Genomic DNA, 19,511 nt, shown 5'->3' with positions numbered 1-19,511 from the left:
TCCCTGACCTACGGTGGGGAGGCCCCACGCGCGACAGCTCTGCGCGTGGGGTTCACGTTCCGCTCCGTCATCTGCGGGGCTGAGCGTCCAGCACCTGCTGGAGCGCCTCGAACTCCTCGACACACTTGCCGGAACCGAGCGCGACGGAGTCCAGGGGGTCCTCGGCGATATGGATCGGCATGCCGGTCTCGCTGCGCAGCCGCTCGTCGAGGCCGCGCAGCAGCGCACCGCCGCCGGTGAGCACGATGCCGCGGTCCATCACGTCGCCGGAGAGCTCCGGCGGGCACTTGTCGAGGGTCGTCTTGACCGCGTCGACGATCGCGTTGAGCGGCTCCTCCATGGCCTTGCGGACCTCGCCGGTGGAGATGACGACGGTCTTCGGCAGGCCGCTGACGAGGTCGCGGCCGCGGATCTCGGTGTGCTCGTCGTCCTCGTTGTCGTAGGCCGAGCCAATGGTGATCTTGATGCTCTCGGCGGTCCGCTCACCAAGAAGGAGGCTGTACTCCTTCTTGATGTGCTGGATGATCGCGTTGTCCAGCTCGTCGCCGGCGACCCGGATCGACTGTGCCGTGACGATTCCTCCGAGCGAGATCACGGCGACCTCGGTGGTGCCGCCGCCGATGTCCACGACCATGTTGCCCGTGGCCTCGTGGACCGGGAGGCCGGAGCCGATCGCGGCCGCCATCGGTTCCTCGATGATGTGCACCTGGCGGGCGCCCGCCTGGGTGGACGCCTCGATGACAGCGCGGCGCTCGACGCCCGTGATACCGGAGGGGACGCACACGACGACCCGGGGGCGGGCGAGATAGCGGCGCTTATGGATCTTCAGGATGAAATAGCGGAGCATCCGCTCGGTGATCTCGAAGTCGGCGATGACGCCGTCCTTGAGAGGTCGGACCGCGACGATGTTGCCGGGGGTGCGGCCGATCATCTTCTTCGCTTCCGCGCCGACCGCCAGGATGCCGCCGGTGTTCGTATTGATGGCGACGACGGATGGCTCGTTGAGGACGATCCCACGACCCCTGACGTACACCAGCGTGTTGGCGGTGCCGAGGTCGACAGCCATGTCACGGCCGATGAACGACATATTGTTCCCCATGAGGATACGTCTGGCCTTCCCAGCTGGAGCGAGTGTGTGTAGGTCGGCGAGGTGAACGCTGTAAGGGCGTGGAGTCCATCGTAGTCACGCCGGATCGAACGCGCCGCGAGGGCTACTCCGCCATTGTCAGCAGAACACGCGCCTACCCCCGTATTGGTGACGTCGTGTCGGAGTGACAGGTTCCCCGTTTCGCCGAGCATATGCCAGGGTTCGAACGAATAATTGAGGTAGCCCCAGGTCACAAGGCGGAAACGACTGACGAGCCGTCAGGGGAAAAACGGGAAAATGCAGCCTTCAGCCAACCGTGGGAAAAAACAGCTTCAGCTCACGCTCGGCGGACTCCTCCGAGTCCGAGGCGTGGATCAGGTTCTCGCGAACGATCGTGCCGAAATCGCCGCGAATGCTGCCGGGCGCGGCCGCGATCGGGTCGGTCGGACCGGCCAGGGCCCGCAGGCCCTCGACGACCCGCTCACCCTCGACGACCAGGGCCACGACCGGGCCTGAGGACATGAACTCCACCAGCGGCTCGTAGAACGGCTTCCCGACGTGCTCTGCGTAGTGCTGCTCCAGCAGCGAGCGGTCCAGGTGGCGCATCTCCAGGGCACTGATCTTCCAGCCGGCCTTCTTCTCGATACGGCCGACGATCTCGCCGATCAGACCGCGTCGTACGGCGTCGGGCTTGAGCAGGACGAGCGTGCGCTGGCTCACGGTGCGGGCTCCTTTGGAGATACGCCGACGGTGGCGGCAATGTGCGGGTGCGAAGAGGCTACATGGGCGAATGGCGGCACCGTCACGCAGCGTCGGATCCTGGGGCCGCGGCCTGGGCCGCGAACCGGGCCTTCGCCTCGTCGACCTTCCGGCCGAAGTGGACCGAGGCCCACCACAGGGCCGCGAAGACCGCGCCGAGGAAGAACATCACCGGGACGACGAAACCGCTGGCGATCAGCCCGATCTGCAGCGCCCAGCCGGTCTGCACGGCCCCCGGCCGGGACAGCATGCCGCACAGCAGGACGCTCAGCACCATGGCGGTGCCGCTGACCGCCCAGACGGTGGTCGCGTGCAGGCCGGCCGTCTGCATGGCGACCAGACCCGCGAAGCCGATCACGAAGAACTCGCCGATCAGCGTGGAAGCGCACAGGGTTCGCATCTCAGGCCCTCCCGAGCAGCAGCCGGGCCTCGCCGACCGTGATCACGGAGCCGGTCACCAGCACGCCCCCGCCCGCGAACTCGCTCTCCTCCTCGGCGAGCGTGATCGCCGCCTCCAGGGCGTCGTCGAGCCGCGGCTCCACCTGCACCCGCTCCTCGCCGAACACCTCGACGGCGATCGCCGCGAGCTCGTCCACGTCCATCGCGCGGTGAGTGGAGTTCCGGGTCACCACGACCTCGGCGAAGATCGGCTCGAAGGCCTCCAGGAAGCCCTTCACATCCTTGTCGCCGCTCGTGCCGACCACCCCGACCAGCCGGCTGAAGCCGAACGCCTCGCCGACCGCCGCGGCCGCCGCCTGCGCCCCGCTCGGATTGTGCGCCGCGTCGAGGATCACCGTCGGGCTGCGCCGTACGACCTCCAGGCGGCCCGGCGAGAAGACCGACGCGAACGCCGCGCGTACGGTCTCGAGGTCGAGCGTGCGGGCGTGCTGCGAGCCGATGCCGAAGAAGGCCTCGACGGCGGCCAGCGCCACCACCGCGTTGTGCGCCATGTGCGCGCCGTGCAGCGGCAGGAAGACGTCCGGGTACTCGCCGCCCAGGCCGCGCAGCGTCAGCAGCTGCCCGCCGACCGCGACCTCCCGGCTCACCACCCCGAACTCCATGCCCTCGCGGGCCACGGTGGCGTCCATCTCGGCCGCCCGCTTGAGCATCACCTGCGCCGCGTCGACCGGCTGCTGGGCGAGGACGACGGTCGCGCCCTGCTTGACGATGCCCGCCTTCTCGCCGGCGATGGTCCCGGGCGTATCGCCGAGCCGGTCGGTGTGGTCCAGCGCGATCGGGGTGACCACGGCCACCTGGCCGTCGATCACGTTCGTCGCGTCCCAGGTGCCGCCCATGCCGACCTCGACGACCGCGACGTCGACCGGCGCATCGGCGAACGCCGCGTACGCCATGCCCGTCAGCACCTCGAAGAAGGACAGCCGGTGCTCCTGGGAGGCGTCGACCATCTCCAGGTACGGCTGGATGTCGCGGTACGTCTCGATGAACCGCTCGGCGGAGACCGGCCCGCCGTCGAGGCTGATCCGCTCGGTGACGGACTGGACGTGCGGGCTGGTGTAGCGGCCGGTGCGCAGCTCGAACGTGGCCAGCAGGGCCTCGATCATCCGGGCGGTGCTGGTCTTGCCGTTGGTGCCCGTGACATGGATGGCGGGATACGCGCGCTGCGGCTGGCCGAGGACGTCCATCAGGGCCTCGATCCGGACCGTGGACGGTTCGAGCCTGGTCTCGCCCCAGCGGCCCGCCAGCTCGGCCTCGACCTCGCGCAGCGCCTTGTCCACCTCGGGGTCGGCGGGCCTGGCCGGGATGACGTCGCCCTGCGGCGGCCCGGCCTGCGTACGCAGGGTCCTGCTGCCAGCCTCGATCACCGCGAGATCGGGGTCGCGGCTGGTCTCCTCCTCGACGATCTCGTCGAACTGGGCGAGGGGGTCGGGGCCGCGGTCGTTCCGGCCGTCAGGGCCTTCGGGGCCGTCGTTCTCGGGGCGCTCACTCACGCCCCCAGTCTACGGACGCGGTGGTGGCGTCCATGACGAAGGCCCCGCGCAGTGCGCGGGGCCTTCAGCGTGCTGCGGAACGCCGGTGACTCAGCCCTGGGGCAGGGCCGCCAGCTGGGCGGAGATGCGCTCGATGCCGGACTTCGCGGTCTCCTGGCGCTTGCGGATCTTGTCCACGACCTGGTCCGGGGCCTTCGCCAGGAACGCCTCGTTGCCCAGCTTCGCCGTCGTCTGCGACAGCTCCTTCTCGGCCGCCGCCAGGTCCTTCGCCAGCCGCTTCCGCTCGGCCTCCACGTCGATCGCGCCCGACAGGTCGAGGGCGACCGTCGCCCCGGCCACCGGCAGGGTGGCCGTCGCCGTGAAGCCCTCGCCCTCCGGCTGGAGGCGCAGCAGCTGCCGGATCGCGTCCTCGTGGTCCGCGAGCGCCGGGCTGCCGGCCAGATCCAGCCGGGCCGGGACCTTCTGGCCGGGCTGCAGGCCCTGGTCGGCCCGGAACCGGCGGACCTCCGTGACGACCTGCCGGACGGTCTCGATCTCCCGCTCGGCCTCCCGGTCGCGAAACCCGCTGTCGCGCGGCCAGTCGGCAACCACGACCGACTCCTGGCCGGTGAGCGTGGTCCACAGCGCCTCGGTGACGAACGGGACGACGGGGTGCAGCAGCCGCAGCGTCACGTCCAGGACCTCGCCCAGGACGCGCCGGGATGCGTCGGCGGCCGGGCCGCCCTTGGCGAAGGTGGTCTTGGACAGCTCGACGTACCAGTCGAAGACCTCGTCCCAGGCGAAGTGGAACAGGGCCTCGCTGAGCTTGGAGAACTGGTAGTCCTCGTAGTACGCGTCGACCTCGGCGATGACGCTGTTCAGCCGGGACAGGATCCAGCGGTCCTCGGCCCGCAGCTCCGCGGCGGCCGGGAGTTCGCCCTCGACCGTCGCGCCGTTCATCAGCGCGAAGCGCGTCGCGTTCCAGATCTTGTTGGCGAAGTTCCGGGACGCCTGGACCCAGTCCTCGCCGATCGGCACGTCGACACCCGGGTTGGCGCCGCGGGCCAGGGTGAAACGGACGGCGTCGGAGCCGTACTTGTCCATCCAGTCCAGCGGGTTGACCGCGTTGCCGAAGGACTTCGACATCTTCTTGCCGAACTGGTCGCGGACCATGCCGTGCAGGGCGATGGTGTGGAACGGCGGGGCGCCGTCCATCGCGTAGAGCCCGAACATCATCATCCGGGCGACCCAGAAGAAGAGGATGTCGTAGCCCGTGACCATGACCGAGTTCGGATAGAACTTCTCGAGGCTCTCGGTCCGCTGCGGCCAGCCGAGCGTGGAGAACGGCCACAGGCCGGACGAGAACCAGGTGTCCAGCACATCGCTGTCCTGGTGCCAGCCCTCCCCGCTCGGAGGCTCCTCGTCGGGACCGACGCAGACGACCTCGCCCTCCGGCCCGTACCAGACCGGGATGCGGTGGCCCCACCACAGCTGGCGCGAGATGCACCAGTCGTGGAGGTTGTCGACCCAGCCGAAGTAGCGGGACTCCATCTCCTTGGGGTGGATGGTGACCCGGCCGTCGCGGACCGCGTCGCCCGCGGCCTTCGCCAACGGGCCGACCCTGACCCACCACTGCATCGAAAGACGCGGCTCGATCGTGGTCTTGCAGCGCGAGCAGTGGCCGACGGAGTGGGTGTACGGGCGCTTCTCGGCGACGATACGGCCGTCGGCGCGGAGCGCGGCGACGATCGCCGACCGGGCCTCGAGCCGGTCCAGGCCCTGGAACGGGCCGTGCGCCGTGATGACCGCGTGCTCGTCCATCACGGTGAGCGAGGGCAGGTCGTGCCGCTGCCCGATCTCGAAGTCGTTCGGGTCGTGGGCGGGCGTGACCTTGACGGCGCCGGTGCCGAACTCCGGGTCGACGTGCTCGTCCGCGACCACCGGGATACGGCGGCCGGTCAGCGGCAGTTCGATCTCGGTGCCGACGAGGTGCCGGTAGCGCTCGTCGTCGGGGTGGACGGCGACGGCCGTGTCACCGAGCATCGTCTCGGCGCGCGTCGTCGCGACGACGATCGCCTCCGTTTTTGCATCAGACGCAGCGCCGGCGCCGTAGCGGATCGAGACCAGCTCGCCCTCGTCGTCCTGGTACTCCACCTCGATGTCGGAGATGGCGGTCAGGCAGCGCGGACACCAGTTGATGATGCGCTCGGCGCGGTAGATCAGCTCGTCGTCGTAGAGCCGCTTGAAGATGGTCTGGACGGCCTGGGACAGCCCCTCGTCCATGGTGAAGCGCTCGCGGGACCAGGCGACGCCGTCGCCGAGGCGCTTCATCTGGCCGGAGATTTGGCCGCCGGACTCGGCCTTCCACTTCCACACCCGCTCGACGAACGCCTCGCGGCCGAGGTCATGGCGCGACTTGCCCTCCTTGGCCAGCTCCCGCTCCACGACGTTCTGCGTCGCGATACCGGCGTGGTCCATGCCGGGCTGCCACAGCGTCTCGTAACCCTGCATCCGCTTGCGGCGGGTGAGGGCGTCGATCAGCGTGTGCTCGAAGGCGTGGCCGAGGTGGAGCGAGCCGGTGACGTTGGGCGGCGGGATGACGATCGTGTACGGCTCTTTGTCGCTCTTCGCGTCCGCCTCGAAGTAGCCGCGCTCTACCCAGCGCTCGTACAGCTGCCCCTCTACCTCGGCCGGTGCGTACTGGGTCGGCAGGTCTGCTGGGCGCGCGCTGTTGGCCCCGTCCTGGGGGCGCTGGGTGTTGTCGGTCACGACGGCCAGTGTAAGGGCCGCGCCGGGGCGCTTACGAACCGCTTCCCGAGCCGCTTCCCGGGCCGCTTCCCGGGCAGCCTGAGGGCGGTCGAACACCGTCGGTGCGCGACAGCGCGTCCCATTTGATCCGGTGGGCCCGCACCTGTCCGACAACAGTTTCCAACCTGTTGCTCCCCCGGGTTAAAGACCGCATAAGACGTCCGGAAGGATGTGCCCAACTGTCTTGTCAACGAGGGGATGCAATGAGTTACCACCAGCCGCCACCGCAGCCTGGTCCCTACGGGGGCGGTGCGCCCAACCCGTACGCCCAGGGCGGCGCGGCCGGTCAGCCCGGATACGGCTCCCCGCAGGCGGGCCCCGGCCAGGGGCCGCCGCAGCAGGGCTACGGCTATCCGGGCCAGGGTCAGGGACAGCAGGGCCCGTACGGCGGTCAGCCGCAGCAGCCGGGCCCTTACGGGCAGCAGCCCGGTCCTTACGGCCAGCCTGGTCAGCAGCTCCCGTACGGACAGATGCCGCCGATGCCTCCGCAGGGCGGCAGCAGCAGGAAGACCGGGATCATCGTCGGCGCGGCAGTCGCCGTCGTGGCGGTGGCCGCCGGTGCGTACTTCCTGCTGAGCGGCAAGGGCAGTGCGGCGGATGGCGGTCCGCACAAGCTGACGACGCCGGCCACCGTGGCGAAGGAGTACAAGCGCCAGGGCCCGGGCAAGGACGACTCCAGCATGAGCTCCAGCGACAAGGAGGAGCTCAAGCGGATGCCAGGGGTGTCCGACCCCCATCCGGTCCAGGCCGAATACGCGTCCGGCTCCAAGAAGTCGATGCTGTTCACCGGACTCTGGGGGAAGATCGAGAACCCTGAACAGGTCGTGGACGCCATGTTCGTCGTGCTGACGAAGTCCGCCGGCGACGAGGGCGACACCGAACCGGTCGGCAGCCCGGAGACGGTCGAGCGCGAAGACCTCGGCAGCGCCGTCATGAAGTGCCAGAAGTTCAAGGTCACGAACGATGACCCGAACGCGCCCGTCAAGACCGCCGAGATCCCCGTCTGCATCTGGGGCGACTCCAGCACGGTCGGCGGCGTCCTGATCGTGGACCCGGTCGCCGCCATCTCGGGCAAGGCCGACATCGGAGCCGCGGCGGAGACCACGGCCGAGGTACGCAACGACGCGCGCGTCGAAATCAAGCAGTAGTAACCGCGAGAGGAACCCCATGAGCTACAACCAGCCCGGTCCGTACGGCGGCCAGCCGCAGCAGCCGGGTCCCTACGGCCAGCCGCCCCAGCAGCCCCAGGGCCAGCCTCAGCCCGGCTACGGATACCCGCAGCAGGGCCCCGGCCAGGTGCCGCCGCAGCAGGGCTACGGCTACCCGCAGGGCCAGCCGCAGCAACAGCCCGGCCCGTACGGCCAGCAGCCGCAGGGCGGTTGGGGCGGCACTCCCCCGCCCCCGCCCCCGCAGGGCGGCGGCGGCAAGGGCAAGACGATCGGCATCATCGCCGGTGTGGTGGGGGTCGCGGTGATAGCGGCCGGCGCCTACTTCATCGTGGGCGGCGGTGGTGGCGGCGGCGACTACAAGCTGGCGACGCCGAAGACGGTCCTCGGCGGCAAGTACACCAAGGACGACAGCCAGAAGGCGCCGTCGGAGAGCGGCAGCGGCGACGGCATCGAGGACGGCCAGTCCACGGGCGCGTCGTACAAGAGCGACGACGCGAAGATCGGGTTCGGCGGAGCGTACGGCAACGTCACCGACCCCGAGCAGGCCGTGGACGCGATCATCTCGGAGGGCCTCACCAAGGGCACCAAGACCACCGAGCAGAAGCCTTCGGGCTTCGACGGCGACCTGATGAAGTGCGGCGAGTACGACCTTCAGGTCATCAAGACGCCGTTCTGCGTGTGGGGCGACGACAGCACGGCCGCCCTCGTCATGTGGGGTCCGTCGGACACGGCCACCGACCCGAGCGCCCTCAAGCCGCCGTCCATCGAGGAGTGGGCGGAGACCACCGCCAAGTTCCGCAACGAGGTCCGCGTCGAGAAGTAGGCAGCAGGAGCAACGCCGAAGGGGCGCCCGGCAGTTGATGCCGGGCGCCCCTTCGGCGCGTGTGAACGGGCCGCGCGCTACGCGCTCTTCTCGTGGCGTTCGCCCTTGCCGATCGCTCGGGGCTCCCGCGGGACGAGGGTGGGGTTGACGTTGGAGTGGACGACCTCTTCGGTGATGACGACCCGGGCCACGTCCTTGCGGGACGGGACCTCGTACATCACCGACATCAGGACCTCTTCCATGATGGCGCGCAGGCCGCGCGCGCCCGTGCCGCGCAGGATCGCCTGGTCGGCGATGGCCTCGAGGGCCGGGCGGTCGAAGTCCAGCTCCACGCCGTCGAGTTCGAAGAGCCGCTGGTACTGCTTGACGAGCGCGTTACGCGGCTCGACGAGGATCTGGAGCAGCGCCTCGCGGTCGAGGTTGTGGACCGAGGTGATGACCGGCAGGCGGCCGATGAACTCCGGGATCATCCCGAACTTCACCAGGTCCTCCGGCATGACCTCGCGGAAGTGGTCCGAGGAGTCGACCTCGCGCTTGGAGCGGATCGTGGCGCCGAAGCCGATGCCCTTCGCGCCCGCCCGCGCCTCGATGATCTTCTCCAGGCCCGCGAAGGCGCCGCCCACGATGAACAGCACGTTCGTCGTGTCGATCTGGATGAACTCCTGGTGCGGGTGCTTGCGGCCGCCCTGCGGGGGGACCGAGGCCGTCGTGCCCTCCAGGATCTTCAACAGCGCCTGCTGGACGCCCTCGCCGGAGACGTCGCGGGTGATCGACGGGTTCTCGCTCTTCCGAGCGACCTTGTCGATCTCGTCGATGTAGATGATGCCGGTCTCGGCCTTCTTGACGTCGTAGTCGGCGGCCTGGATCAGCTTCAGCAGGATGTTCTCGACGTCTTCGCCGACGTAACCCGCCTCGGTGAGCGCGGTGGCATCGGCAATGGCGAAGGGGACGTTGAGCATCCGGGCGAGGGTCTGGGCGAGGAGGGTCTTGCCGGAGCCTGTGGGGCCCAGCAGCAGGATGTTGGACTTCGCCAGCTCGATGCCGTCGTCACGCCCGCCCTGGCCGTTCTCGCCCGCCTGTACGCGCTTGTAGTGGTTGTAGACGGCCACCGACAGCGCCTTCTTGGCGGCCTCCTGGCCGACGACGTACCCCTCGAGGAACTCGTAGATCTCCCGGGGCTTGGGGAGTTCCTCCCACCGCACCTCGGAAGTCTCGGCGAGCTCTTCCTCGATGATCTCGTTGCAGAGATCGATGCACTCGTCGCAGATGTACACACCGGGACCTGCGATGAGCTTCTTCACCTGCTTCTGGCTCTTCCCGCAGAATGAGCACTTGAGCAGGTCGCCGCCGTCACCGATGCGTGCCACGAGGTGCTTCCCCTTCGCCTGGGATCTGCATCGCCTGCGCAGACCCGGGTGCTTGCCTATCGACGGTACCTTGCCGGGCCCCCCGTGCGGGCCCCCCTTGGCCCGGTTCACTTGACCGTGACCGGCCCAAGGGGTTGCCAACGGTACTGTCAGCCGCCCAGTCCCACGGAGCTCTTCCGGGTGGACACGATCTGGTCGACCAGACCGTACGCCAACGACTCCTCGGCGGTGAGGATCTTGTCGCGCTCGATGTCGTCGCGGATCTTCTCAATCGGCGTGGTGGAGTGCTTGGCCAGCATCTCCTCCAGCTGCGAACGCATCCGCAGAATCTCGTTGGCCGCGATCTCCAGGTCGGAGACCTGGCCGCGGCCGGTCTCGCTGTACGGCTGGTGGATCAGGATTCGCGCGTTGGGCAGCGCCATCCGCTTGCCGGGGGTGCCGGCGGCGAGCAGCACGGCCGCGGCGGACGCCGCCTGGCCCATGCAGACCGTCTGGATGTCGGGCTTCACGAACTGCATCGTGTCGTAGATCGCCGTGAGGGCCGTGAAGGAGCCGCCGGGCGAGTTGATGTAGATCGAGATGTCCCGGTCCGGGTCCATCGACTCCAGGCACAGCAGCTGCGCCATGACGTCGTTGGCCGAGGCGTCGTCGATCTGCACGCCCAGGAAGATCACGCGCTCCTCGAAGAGCTTCGCGTACGGGTCGTACTCACGGACGCCCTGGGAGGTGCGCTCGACGAAGCGCGGGACAACGTAACGGGACTCTGCGACCGGGCCCTGGTGCAGGCCGCTGCCGGGGAAGTTGTTCATCTGGTTCTTCACCATCCTGGTGGCGATCAGTGGGCTGGGGTCGGCTGCGGGGTGGCCTGCGGGGCTCAGGCCCCGGTGCCGCCACCGCCCGGAACGCCGGCCGCCGTGGCCATGACGTCGTCGACCAGGCCGTACGCCTTCGCCTCCTCGGCGGAGAACCAGCGGTCGCGGTCCGAGTCGTGGGTGATCTGCTCGACGGTCTGACCGGTGTGGAACGCGGTCAGCTCCGCCATCTTCTTCTTGGTGCGCAGCAGCTGCTCGGCGTGGATCTTGATGTCCGAGGCGGAGCCCGCCAGGCCCGCGGAGGGCTGGTGGATGAGGATCTCCGCGTTCGGCAGCGCGAAGCGCTTGCCCGGGGTGCCGGCGCTCAGCAGGAACTGGCCCATGGAGGCGGCCAGGCCCATGGCGATGGTGATCACGTCGTTCGGGATGTACTGCATGGTGTCGTAGATCGCCATGCCGGCCGTGATCGAGCCGCCCGGGGAGTTGATGTAGAGGTTGATGTCCTTGTCCGGGTCTGCGGCAAGGAGGAGCAGCTGCGCCGTGATCCTGTTGGCGATCTCGTCGTCGACAGGCTGGCCGAGGAAGATGATCCGCTCGTTGAGCAGCCGGTTGTAGACCTGGTCGCCGTGGGTACCGAAGGTCGGCTCGCCGCCGGCGGCCGAAGGCATCAGATTCGTCACGTATCCACCTGCTCGTTGTTTGACGGCCGCGCGCCGTCAGCGTCTTCTTGTGGGCGCGGGGACTCCCCCTGCCCTCATACCTACGGACCCTAACGCGCTGGTCGGCGGGCGCCATCCCGCACAGCGAACTGTTCGCTGTGAGCGCAGGGGGGGTACCCGGCGGCGCGGCGCGACCGGGTGGCGGAGCAGCGGGACCGGGCGGCGGAGCGGCGACGGGCCCGGGCGCGCCGTGCTGCGCGCCCGGGCCCGTCGCGGGGCTCAAGGGCCCCGGGGCCGGTGATCAGGCCTCGGGCTTCTCCTCGGCGGCCTCCGCCGTCTCCACCGTCTCCGCCTCGTCCGCGGCGGCGGCCGGCTCCTCGGCCGTCACCGTCTCGGCGGTCTCGTCCTCGTCGTCCAGGTCCACGGCCTCGCCGTTCGTGTCCTTGACCGTGGCGGCCTCGACGACCAGCGCGAGGGCCTTGCCGCGGGCGACCTCGCCGACGAGCATCGGCACCTGGCCGCCCTCGACGACGGCCTGGGCGAACTGGTCCGGGCTCATGCCGGAGGACTGCGCACGGCGCATGAGGTGCTCGGTGAGCTCCTCCTGGCCGACGGACAGCTGTTCCCGGGAGACCAGCTCGTCGAGGACGAACTGGGTCTTGATGCCCTTCTCGGCCTGCTCCTTCAGCTCGGCCTCGAACTCCTCTGCGGACTTCTCCTGGATCTTGAGGTACGCCTCGAGGTCCAGGCCCATCTGGCCGAGCTGGTGGTGCTCCAGGTTGTGCTTGCGGGTCCCGATCTCGTCCTCGAGGAGCTTCTCGGGGATCGGCACCTCGACCAGCCCGATGAGGGCGTCCAGGACCTTCTCCTGCGCCTGGGTGGCCTGCTCGTACTTCTTCGACTGCTCGAGACGCTTGCGGCTGTCCGCCTTGAGCTCCTCGAGGGTGTCGAACTCGCTGGCCAGCTGGGCGAAGTCGTCGTCGAGCTCGGGCAGCTCGCGGACGGCGACGGCGGTGACGTCGACCTTGACCTCGGCCTCCTTGCCCGCGGCGGAACCGCCCTTGAGCTCGGAGGTGAAGGTGGCGGAGCCGCCGGCCTCGAGGCCGGTCACGGCCTCGTCGATGCCGTCGAGGAGCTCGCCGGAGCCGATGGTGTAGCTGACGCCCTTGGCGACGCCGTCCTCCAGGACCTCGCCTTCGACGCTGGCCTCCAGGTCGAGCGTCACGACGTCGCCCTCGGCGGCAGCGCGCTCGACCGGGGAGGTGGCGGCGAAGCGCTCACGGAGCTGCTCGACGGACTTCTCGACCTCCTCGTCGGAGACCTCGATGGCGTCGACCTCGACCTCGATGCCGGAGAAGTCCGGGATCTCGATGGACGGGCGGACGTCGACCTCGGCGGTGAAGGCGAGGAGCTCGTTGTCCTTGAGCTCGGTGATGTCGACCTCGGGCTGGCCCAGCGGGTTCAGGTCACCCTCGTTGACGGCCTCGGTGTAGAACTTCGGCAGCGCGTCGTTCACGGCCTCCTCGAGGACCGCGCCGCGGCCGAACCGCTGGTCGATGACGCGCGCCGGTACCTTGCCCTTACGGAAGCCCGGCACCGTGACCTGCTGGTTGATCTTCTTGTACGCCGCGTCGAGGCTGGGCTTGAGCTCCTCGAAGGGCACCTCGACAGTGAGCCGAACCCGAGTCGGGTTCAGGGTCTCCACGGCGCTCTTCACGGTTCGGTCTCCTTGGGGGCTGATTTCTGGGGTCTGCCGGTCTCAGCTGTGCTGAGTTTCGGCGGATCGCGCCCGGTACAGAGACACACGGGCACGTAGCTTGCATAGTAACCGCAAGCAGGACGGGCCCCACAACGTGATCTTGATGGTCGGGGTGGCCGGATTCGAACCGACGACCTTCCGCTCCCAAAGCGGACGCGCTACCAAGCTGCGCCACACCCCGCTGGTGCGACACGTAGGGTACATGCCCAGCCGAGCTGCGGCTGCCGCATTACAGGGGGCGGAATGGAGTGTGCGCGGGGGCGCCCGGACCCGCTACGATGCAGTCCGTGCGCCGCGCTTCTCATGATCGTCGGCGCGTGCGGGCGTAGCTCAATGGTAGAGCCCCAGTCTTCCAAACTGGCTACGCGGGTTCGATTCCCGTCGCCCGCTCAGCGGCCTCCGGCCCGGTTCTGCGAGTGCTCTCGAAGGCTCGCAGAACCGGGCCGGAGGCGTTTCCGCGACCCACGACGCTCAGAGGTTGATCTGGCTGATCGTCTCGGATATCGAGTTGAGGAAGCGGTTTATCGACGGGGCCATGTCGGTCGACGCCAGGAAGAAGCCGAACAGCGCCGCCACGATGGCGGGCCCAGCTTTGATCGAACCTGAGCGGATCATGACCACCAGGACGATCGCCAACAGCACCACCACGGACAGCGAAATGGCCACAACGGATCACACCCTCGGTCGGAAAAGCCTCACCGGCCCGGGGATGATGCCCCGCACACCCCCGCTTCGACCATCGTGCCACCAACGTGGCCGGTGATGCCCCCCGGTGACACACCGTCGGCCACGTGTTCACTGCCACATGAGGGCGGCCATCCCGGGGTGATTTGACCGATTTAAGTGGGACTAGCCGTGATAGAACGGGCACTTGACGGCATAGCGAGGGAGGTTTTACGGATTCCGCACCCGGCGCTATCGTGCCTCAGATGTTCCACGCTGCCCTGACCCCCGCATGCGCAGTGAGGTCGCGAATCGTCTCCCCCAGTTCCTGGTGGGAGGGCCTGTGACGAACTCACTGAGCCCGCACGACTATCAGCGGGCACCACTCCCCCCGGCCCGGGAATCGGCGGACATCCCGCAACGACCCGACATAAGAGCGGCCGGACGCGACAAGCCGGACACACCGCCCAAGCGCGGCGAGCCGAAGCAGCGCGACGCGTTCTTCGACAACGCGAAGTACCTGGCCATCGTGATGGTGGCCTGCGGACACGCCTGGGAGCCGCTCACCGACGGCAGCCGTGCCGCAGAAGCGCTCTACATGGTCATCTACACCGTCCATATGCCGGCGTTCATCCTCATCTCCGGCTATTTCTCCCGTAGTTTCGACATGCGGCCGGACCGGCTCAAGCGGCTGGTGACCGGGATCGCGGTGCCGTACGTCCTCTTCGAGGTCGCGTACAGCTTCTTCAAGCAGTGGGCGGACGACGACCCCGGGTACCCCATCAGTCTGCTCGACCCCTGGTACCTGACGTGGTTCCTGGCCGCGCTCTTCGTCTGGCGGCTGTCCACCCCGCTGTGGAAGCTGGTCCGCTGGCCCGTGGCGCTCGCGCTGGCCATCGCCGCGCTCGCCTCGATCTCTCCGGACATCGGCGACGACCTCGACCTCCAGCGCGTCCTGCAGTTCCTGCCGTTCTTCGTGGTCGGCCTCTTCATGAAGCCGGAGCACTTCCAGCTGATGCGCCGCCGCGAAGTGCGGATCCTCTCCGTTCCGGCCTTCGCCGTGGCGACCGTCGTCGCGTACTGGGCGGGCCCCCGGATGTCCTCGGCGTGGTTCTACCACCGGGACAGCGCCCAGGAGCTCGGCGGCCCCTGGTGGAGCGGCCTGGTGATGACGCTCGCGCTGTTCGGCTGCTCGATGGTGCTCGTCTCCTGCTTCTTCGCCTGGGTGCCGCGGCGGCACATGTGGTTCACGGCGCTGGGCGCCGGGACGCTGTACGGCTACTTGCTGCACGGCTTCCTCGCCAAGGGTTCCCGCTTCTGGCACTGGTACGACGACTACGCGTGGCTGCACACGCCGCTGGGGGCCGTCGCCGTCACCTTCATCGCCGCGGCCTTCATCACAGTGCTGTGCACCAGGCCCGTACAGCGGATGTTCCGCTTCGCGATGGAGCCCAGGATGGAGTGGGCCTTCAAGAAGGACGCGGCGGAGCTGGCGCGCGACCGCTCGAAGCCGGTCAAGGCTGCCTGAGGGCGCACCGCCTGCGCATGCGTGAACGGCCCCGGAGCCCCCGCTCCGGGGCCGTTCGGCCGTTCAGGCGCCCTTCAGGTGTGCCATCGGCGCAACAAGCTCGACCGTCCCTTCGGGCGCGCGGCGATCGAGACCCGCCAAGCGGCCCGGGGGCCGCTCAGTCCCGGCAGATCAGCAGCAGCGCCCGGTCGTCGTTGACATCCCTGGCCACCGCCTCGATCAGGTGCCACGCCGCACCCTGGAAGCCGGATGAGATATAGCGGTCCGCGGCGCCCGTCAGGCGGTCCATGCCCTCGGTCAGGTCGCGCTCGGAGGACTCGACCAGGCCGTCCGTGAAGAGCATCAGTACGTCGCCCTGGCGCAGCGTCCCCTTGATCGGGTCGAACTGCGCCCCGTCGTAGACCCCGAGCAGCGGCCCTTCCGCCGCCTTCTCCTCCCACGTGCCCGCGCCCGCGCTGCGCTGGAGCGCCGGCAGATGGCCTGCCGACAGCAGTTCGTAGTCGCCGGTGTCCAGGTCCAGGACCATATGGATGGAGGTCGCGAAGCCCTCGTCCCAGTCCTGGCGGAGGAGATAGCCGTTGGCCGCCCGCAGGAACTCGTGCGGCGGGAGCGAGCCGAGGAGGCCGCCGAAGGCGCCCGACAGCAGCAGGGCGCGCGAGGCCGCGTCCATGCCCTTGCCCGAGACGTCGGTGAGGACGACCTCGAGCGTCCGCCCGCCGTTCGTACGGGCCGCCACGACGAAGTCGCCCGAGAAGGACTGCCCGCCCGCCGGCCGCAGGGCCATCTCCCGGTGCCAGCCTCTCGGCAGCTTGGGCAGTTTGCTCTGCACCCGGATGCGCTCGCGCAGGTCGAAGAGCATGGTGCCGCCGCGCCGCCACGGCACCCCGACCCGGCTGCGGAACTGGGCGATGACGAGACCAACGAAGCCGATGGCTCCGACCAGCAGAATCGTGCCCGGGGTGACGCGGGAGGTGCCCTGGCTGTACGGGCCGAGGACCGCCGCCTCCACGATCAGCCCCACCGCGGACCCGCCATAGAGCAGCAGCAGGCTCGCGGGCCGCAGCAGCAGTCCACCGAGCACGATCGGGAGGACGAGCGCCGCGGGCGGGCACCAGTCGGGGACGGCGATCGTCCCGGCGGCGATGGCCGGGACGGTGAGCATCAGGGCGGCGAGGACGATCCAGTCGGAGCCGTCGCCGCGGAAGTAGTCGACCCCGGCCCGGCGCAGCCCGATGCGGACCCGGTGCGAACTCCTGCGCATCCGGGCCGTCAGGGTCTCTGCTCCCGCGACGCGTGCCATTGCTCCGGGACCCTATCCACCCGGGCCCGTGATGTGCACTGTCGGCCTGCCGGGTGACGCACATGCGTACGGGAAATGCGCTCGCACGTACAGGAATGCGCTGATAGGGATGGCGTATGACGACACGGGTGCCGGCTGAGCTGCGTGTGCTGCGGCCCGCGGAGTGGGACGAGTGGTTCGACACGCTGGTGCGCGCGTTCGGCGGGGTGGCCGTGCCCCCCGAGGAGCGGGAGCTGGACCACGACCTGACCGAGGTGGAGCGCTCCATCGGCGCCTGGGACGGCGACCGCCCAGTGGGCACGGCGGGTGCGTTCAGCTTCCGGCTGTCGGTGCCGGGCGGCGCGCTGGTCCCGGCGGCCGGCGTCACGATGGTCTCCGTGGCCGCGACGCACCGCCGCCGCGGCGTGCTGAGCGCGATGATGCGGCGCCAGCTGGACGACGTACGGGCGTGGGGCGAGCCGCTCGCCATCCTGACCGCCTCGGAGCCGGAGATCTACGGCCGGTTCGGCTACGGCATCGCGACCGGGCTGATGCACGCGGAGGTGGACACCAGCCGGGTCCGGCTGGCGGTCCCGCCCGGCACGGACGATGTACGGCTGAGGATGGCGGACCCGGCGGCCGTGCTCCACGCGTGCGAGGCGGTGTACGCGGCCTCGGTGGGGCTGCGCCCGGGCATGCTGGTCCGGATACCGGGCTGGGAGCGGCACGCTCTGCTCGACCCGCCGTCGGAGCGCGCAGGCGCGTCCCCGCTGCAGTGCGTGGTGGCGGAGGCCGGCGGCGAAGTGGCCGGCTACGCGCGCTACGCCGTCGAGCCGGAGTGGGACGCGGCCGGTCCGAAGGGTGCGGTCCTGCTGCGCGACATCTGCGCGCCGGACCCGGCCGCGTACGCCGCGCTCTGGAGGTTCCTCTTCGACCTCGATCTCACGTCGACGGTGAAGGTCAGGAACCGGCCGGTCGACGACCCGCTGCTGCACATGGTCTCCGACCCGCGCCGGTGCCGGATCGGGTTCCGCGACTCACTGCACGTACGTCTGGTGGACGTCGGCGCGGCGCTTCAGGCGCGGGCGTACGCGGCGCCGGTGGACGTCGTGTTCGAGGTGCAGGACTCCTTCTGTCCCTGGAACGAGGGACGCTGGCGGCTCACGGCCGACGCCAAGGGCGGCGCCGACTGCAGGCGTACGGACGACCCGGCCGATCTGGCGCTGTCCGTACGGGAGTTGGGGGCGGCCTATCTGGGCGGGACCACGCTCGCGGCGCTGGCGGGGGCGGGGCGCGTACGGGAGTTGCGCGGGGGCGCGTTGCGGGAGGCGTCGTTGGCGTTCGCCTCCGACGTGGCGCCGTGGCTGCCGCACGGGTTCTGAGCGGCCCGGCCCAGGGCCACTTGGGCCGTCAGGCCTGACAGGTCGGGCACCAGAAGAGATTGCGGGCGGCGAGGTCGGCGGTGCGGACCTCGCCGCCACAGATGTGGCACGGCAACTGCGCGCGGCGGTAGACGTACACCTCGCCGCCGTGGTCGTCGACGCGCGGCGGGCGGCCCATCGCCTCCGGCGTGTGCTCGGGGCGGACCGTGTCGATCCGGTTGTTCCGTACTCCTTCCCGCATCAGCGCCACCAGATCCGCCCAGATCGCGTCCCACTCCGCCCGCGACAGATCGCGGCCCGCCCGGTACGGGTCGATGCCGTGCCGGAAGAGGACCTCCGCGCGGTAGACGTTGCCGACGCCCGCGACGACCTTCTGGTCCATGAGCAGCGCCGCGATCGACGTACGGCTGCGGGCGATACGGGCCCAGGCGGGCTCGCCGCCCCTCTTCTCATCAGACGCGGTCGCGGAGCGCAGCGGATCGTCGCCGAGCCGGTCGTGGATCGCCTGCTTCTCGCCGTCCGTGATCAGCTCACAGGCGGTCGGGCCGCGCAGGTCCGCGTACGCCTCCGGGGTGGCGAGCCGCAGCCGTACGGCGCCGACGGGCGCGGGTGCCGGGCCGTCGCCGAAGCGGAAGGTGCCGTAGAGGCCGAGGTGGATGTGGACCCAGCCGACCGCCCCGAAGCCGAGGAAGAGGTGCTTGCCGTGAGCGTCGGTCTCCGCCAGCTCCGTGCCGTCGACGAGCGCGGCGCCGTCCGCGAACTTGCCCTGCGGGCTCGCGGCACGCACGGACCGGCCGCCGAACCTCGCGAAGTGGTCGGCGGCCAGCCGGTGGATGGTGTGCCCCTCGGGCATCCGGCGCTCAGCCCTCCTGCTGGGGCTGCTGGGGGTGGTGCGCGGGGATGGGGGGCAGCTCGCCCGTGGTCTCGTACGCGGTGAGCATGTCGATGCGGCGGGTGTGGCGCTCCTCGCCCGAGTACAGGGTGTTCAGGAAGATCTCGACGAACGTCGTCGCCTCGTCGCGGGTGTGCATCCGGCCGCCGATGCTGACCACGTTGGCGTCGTTGTGCTCGCGGCCGAGGGCCGCGGTCTGCTCGCTCCAGGCCAGCGCGGCCCGTACGCCCTTGACCTTGTTGGCGGCGATCTGCTCGCCGTTGCCCGAGCCGCCGATCACGATGCCGAGGCTCTCGGGGTCGGCCGCGGTCTTCTCGGCCGCGCGGAGGCAGAACGGCGGGTAGTCGTCCTGGGCGTCGTAGATGTGCGGGCCGCAGTCGACGGGCTCGTGGCCGTGGGCCCTGAGCCACTCGACGAGGTGGTTCTTGAGTTCGAAACCGGCGTGATCGGAGCCGAGGTAGACGCGCATGATCCGAGTGTGGCATGCCCACGGCCGGGCCGACGGCATCGGGTGGCGCGTGGGTGGTCTGTGCCGTATCTGAAGGGGAGCTCACCTATAACGATCCGGAATCAAAGGTTTTCCTCAAGCTTCTCCT

Annotated in this window: 17 protein-coding genes and 2 tRNA genes; 5 read left to right on the top strand and 14 right to left on the bottom strand. The window is 69.6% G+C overall.

Going from position 1 to position 19,511, the window contains the following annotated elements; translation table 11 throughout:
- Positions 1–67: 67 nt before the first annotated feature.
- From ACTWQC_RS07775 to ACTWQC_RS07755, 5 genes are all read right to left on the bottom strand, one after another.
- Complete coding sequence (locus ACTWQC_RS07775) at positions 68–1,087, bottom strand: rod shape-determining protein (protein ID WP_443314868.1); 1,020 nt, start codon at positions 1,085–1,087, stop codon at positions 68–70.
- 306 nt (positions 1,088–1,393) lie between these two features.
- On the bottom strand, positions 1,394–1,807 hold the full coding sequence (gene ndk, locus ACTWQC_RS07770; protein WP_443314806.1) for a nucleoside-diphosphate kinase: 414 nt from the start codon (positions 1,805–1,807) through the stop codon (positions 1,394–1,396).
- An 82-nt stretch (positions 1,808–1,889) separates the two neighbouring features.
- Positions 1,890–2,246: a DUF4233 domain-containing protein gene (locus ACTWQC_RS07765; protein WP_443314805.1), complete on the bottom strand. Its 357-nt coding sequence runs from the start codon at positions 2,244–2,246 to the stop codon at positions 1,890–1,892.
- Between the two features lies 1 nt (position 2,247).
- Entirely contained in the window at positions 2,248–3,795 is a 1,548-nt protein-coding gene (gene folC / locus ACTWQC_RS07760) for a bifunctional tetrahydrofolate synthase/dihydrofolate synthase (protein WP_443314804.1), read from the bottom strand.
- A gap of 90 nt (positions 3,796–3,885) precedes the next feature.
- Entirely contained in the window at positions 3,886–6,543 is a 2,658-nt protein-coding gene (locus ACTWQC_RS07755) for a valine--tRNA ligase (RefSeq protein ID WP_443314803.1), read from the bottom strand.
- A gap of 242 nt (positions 6,544–6,785) precedes the next feature.
- Between ACTWQC_RS07755 and ACTWQC_RS07750 the strand changes: the two genes are divergently transcribed.
- The gene (locus ACTWQC_RS07750) at positions 6,786–7,730 is read left to right on the top strand and encodes a hypothetical protein (RefSeq protein WP_443314802.1); all 945 of its coding nucleotides are present in this window, start codon (positions 6,786–6,788) and stop codon (positions 7,728–7,730) included.
- A 19-nt stretch (positions 7,731–7,749) separates the two neighbouring features.
- Positions 7,750–8,574 (top strand): hypothetical protein, encoded by an 825-nt coding sequence (locus tag ACTWQC_RS07745; protein ID WP_443314801.1) that lies wholly within the window; start codon positions 7,750–7,752, stop codon positions 8,572–8,574.
- Between the two features lie 77 nt (positions 8,575–8,651).
- Here ACTWQC_RS07745 and clpX read toward each other — a convergent pair whose 3' ends face one another.
- The 5 genes from clpX to ACTWQC_RS07720 form a co-directional block, all read right to left on the bottom strand.
- On the bottom strand, positions 8,652–9,941 hold the full coding sequence (gene clpX, locus ACTWQC_RS07740; protein ID WP_443314800.1) for an ATP-dependent Clp protease ATP-binding subunit ClpX: 1,290 nt from the start codon (positions 9,939–9,941) through the stop codon (positions 8,652–8,654).
- A 149-nt stretch (positions 9,942–10,090) separates the two neighbouring features.
- Complete coding sequence (locus ACTWQC_RS07735) at positions 10,091–10,765, bottom strand: ATP-dependent Clp protease proteolytic subunit (protein ID WP_443314799.1); 675 nt, start codon at positions 10,763–10,765, stop codon at positions 10,091–10,093.
- A gap of 50 nt (positions 10,766–10,815) precedes the next feature.
- Positions 10,816–11,421, bottom strand: a complete 606-nt coding sequence (locus tag ACTWQC_RS07730; protein ID WP_443314867.1) for an ATP-dependent Clp protease proteolytic subunit — start codon at positions 11,419–11,421, stop codon at positions 10,816–10,818.
- Between the two features lie 292 nt (positions 11,422–11,713).
- Positions 11,714–13,129 carry a trigger factor gene (gene tig, locus ACTWQC_RS07725; RefSeq protein WP_443314798.1) on the bottom strand — a complete coding sequence of 472 codons (1,416 nt, stop codon included), beginning with the start codon at positions 13,127–13,129 and terminating at the stop codon, positions 11,714–11,716.
- Positions 13,130–13,275: 146 nt separating this feature from the next.
- Positions 13,276–13,352: transfer RNA gene (locus ACTWQC_RS07720), tRNA-Pro, on the bottom strand.
- Between the two features lie 138 nt (positions 13,353–13,490).
- On the opposite strand from ACTWQC_RS07720, the gene ACTWQC_RS07715 reads away from it, so the two are divergent.
- Positions 13,491–13,561, top strand: a tRNA-Gly gene (locus ACTWQC_RS07715).
- Between the two features lie 81 nt (positions 13,562–13,642).
- On the opposite strand, the gene ACTWQC_RS07710 is transcribed toward ACTWQC_RS07715, so the two are convergent.
- A complete protein-coding gene (locus tag ACTWQC_RS07710) occupies positions 13,643–13,837 on the bottom strand; it encodes a hypothetical protein (RefSeq protein ID WP_360849776.1) in 195 nt (64 codons plus the stop codon).
- Between the two features lie 427 nt (positions 13,838–14,264).
- Between ACTWQC_RS07710 and ACTWQC_RS07705 the strand changes: the two genes are divergently transcribed.
- On the top strand, positions 14,265–15,362 hold the full coding sequence (locus tag ACTWQC_RS07705; protein ID WP_443314866.1) for an acyltransferase family protein: 1,098 nt from the start codon (positions 14,265–14,267) through the stop codon (positions 15,360–15,362).
- 157 nt (positions 15,363–15,519) lie between these two features.
- Here the strand turns inward: ACTWQC_RS07705 and ACTWQC_RS07700 are convergent, their stop codons facing one another.
- Positions 15,520–16,662 carry a PP2C family protein-serine/threonine phosphatase gene (locus tag ACTWQC_RS07700; protein ID WP_443314797.1) on the bottom strand — a complete coding sequence of 381 codons (1,143 nt, stop codon included), beginning with the start codon at positions 16,660–16,662 and terminating at the stop codon, positions 15,520–15,522.
- A 116-nt stretch (positions 16,663–16,778) separates the two neighbouring features.
- Between ACTWQC_RS07700 and ACTWQC_RS07695 the strand changes: the two genes are divergently transcribed.
- Positions 16,779–18,023: a GNAT family N-acetyltransferase gene (locus tag ACTWQC_RS07695; RefSeq protein ID WP_443314796.1), complete on the top strand. Its 1,245-nt coding sequence runs from the start codon at positions 16,779–16,781 to the stop codon at positions 18,021–18,023.
- A 28-nt stretch (positions 18,024–18,051) separates the two neighbouring features.
- Here the strand turns inward: ACTWQC_RS07695 and ACTWQC_RS07690 are convergent, their stop codons facing one another.
- Together ACTWQC_RS07690 and ACTWQC_RS07685 are read right to left on the bottom strand one after the other, a co-directional pair.
- Positions 18,052–18,876 (bottom strand): Fpg/Nei family DNA glycosylase, encoded by an 825-nt coding sequence (locus tag ACTWQC_RS07690; protein WP_443314795.1) that lies wholly within the window; start codon positions 18,874–18,876, stop codon positions 18,052–18,054.
- A 7-nt stretch (positions 18,877–18,883) separates the two neighbouring features.
- Positions 18,884–19,384 (bottom strand): ribose-5-phosphate isomerase, encoded by a 501-nt coding sequence (locus ACTWQC_RS07685; protein ID WP_443314794.1) that lies wholly within the window; start codon positions 19,382–19,384, stop codon positions 18,884–18,886.
- Positions 19,385–19,511 lie beyond the last annotated feature (127 nt).

Source organism: Streptomyces sp. 8N616 (assembly GCF_052246385.1).
Classification (GTDB): Bacteria; Actinomycetota; Actinomycetes; order Streptomycetales; family Streptomycetaceae; genus Streptomyces.
This window is presented reverse-complemented; position numbering and strand designations above follow the sequence as displayed.

Bases quoted from the DNA above. Each gene is read 5' to 3' on its own strand.
- ACTWQC_RS07775 (WP_443314868.1), bottom strand. From the start codon at position 1,087: ATGTCGTTCATCGGCCGTGACATGGCTGTCGACCTCGGCACCGCCAAC.
- ACTWQC_RS07765 (WP_443314805.1), bottom strand. From the start codon at position 2,246: ATGCGAACCCTGTGCGCTTCCACGCTGATCGGCGAGTTCTTCGTGATC.
- ACTWQC_RS07750 (WP_443314802.1), top strand. From the start codon at position 6,786: ATGAGTTACCACCAGCCGCCACCGCAGCCTGGTCCCTACGGGGGCGGT.
- ACTWQC_RS07745 (WP_443314801.1), top strand. From the start codon at position 7,750: ATGAGCTACAACCAGCCCGGTCCGTACGGCGGCCAGCCGCAGCAGCCG.
- ACTWQC_RS07735 (WP_443314799.1), bottom strand. From the start codon at position 10,765: ATGGTGAAGAACCAGATGAACAACTTCCCCGGCAGCGGCCTGCACCAG.
- ACTWQC_RS07730 (WP_443314867.1), bottom strand. From the start codon at position 11,421: ATGCCTTCGGCCGCCGGCGGCGAGCCGACCTTCGGTACCCACGGCGAC.
- ACTWQC_RS07700 (WP_443314797.1), bottom strand. From the start codon at position 16,662: ATGGCACGCGTCGCGGGAGCAGAGACCCTGACGGCCCGGATGCGCAGG.
- ACTWQC_RS07695 (WP_443314796.1), top strand. From the start codon at position 16,779: ATGACGACACGGGTGCCGGCTGAGCTGCGTGTGCTGCGGCCCGCGGAG.
- ACTWQC_RS07690 (WP_443314795.1), bottom strand. From the start codon at position 18,876: ATGCCCGAGGGGCACACCATCCACCGGCTGGCCGCCGACCACTTCGCG.
- ACTWQC_RS07685 (WP_443314794.1), bottom strand. From the start codon at position 19,384: ATGCGCGTCTACCTCGGCTCCGATCACGCCGGTTTCGAACTCAAGAAC.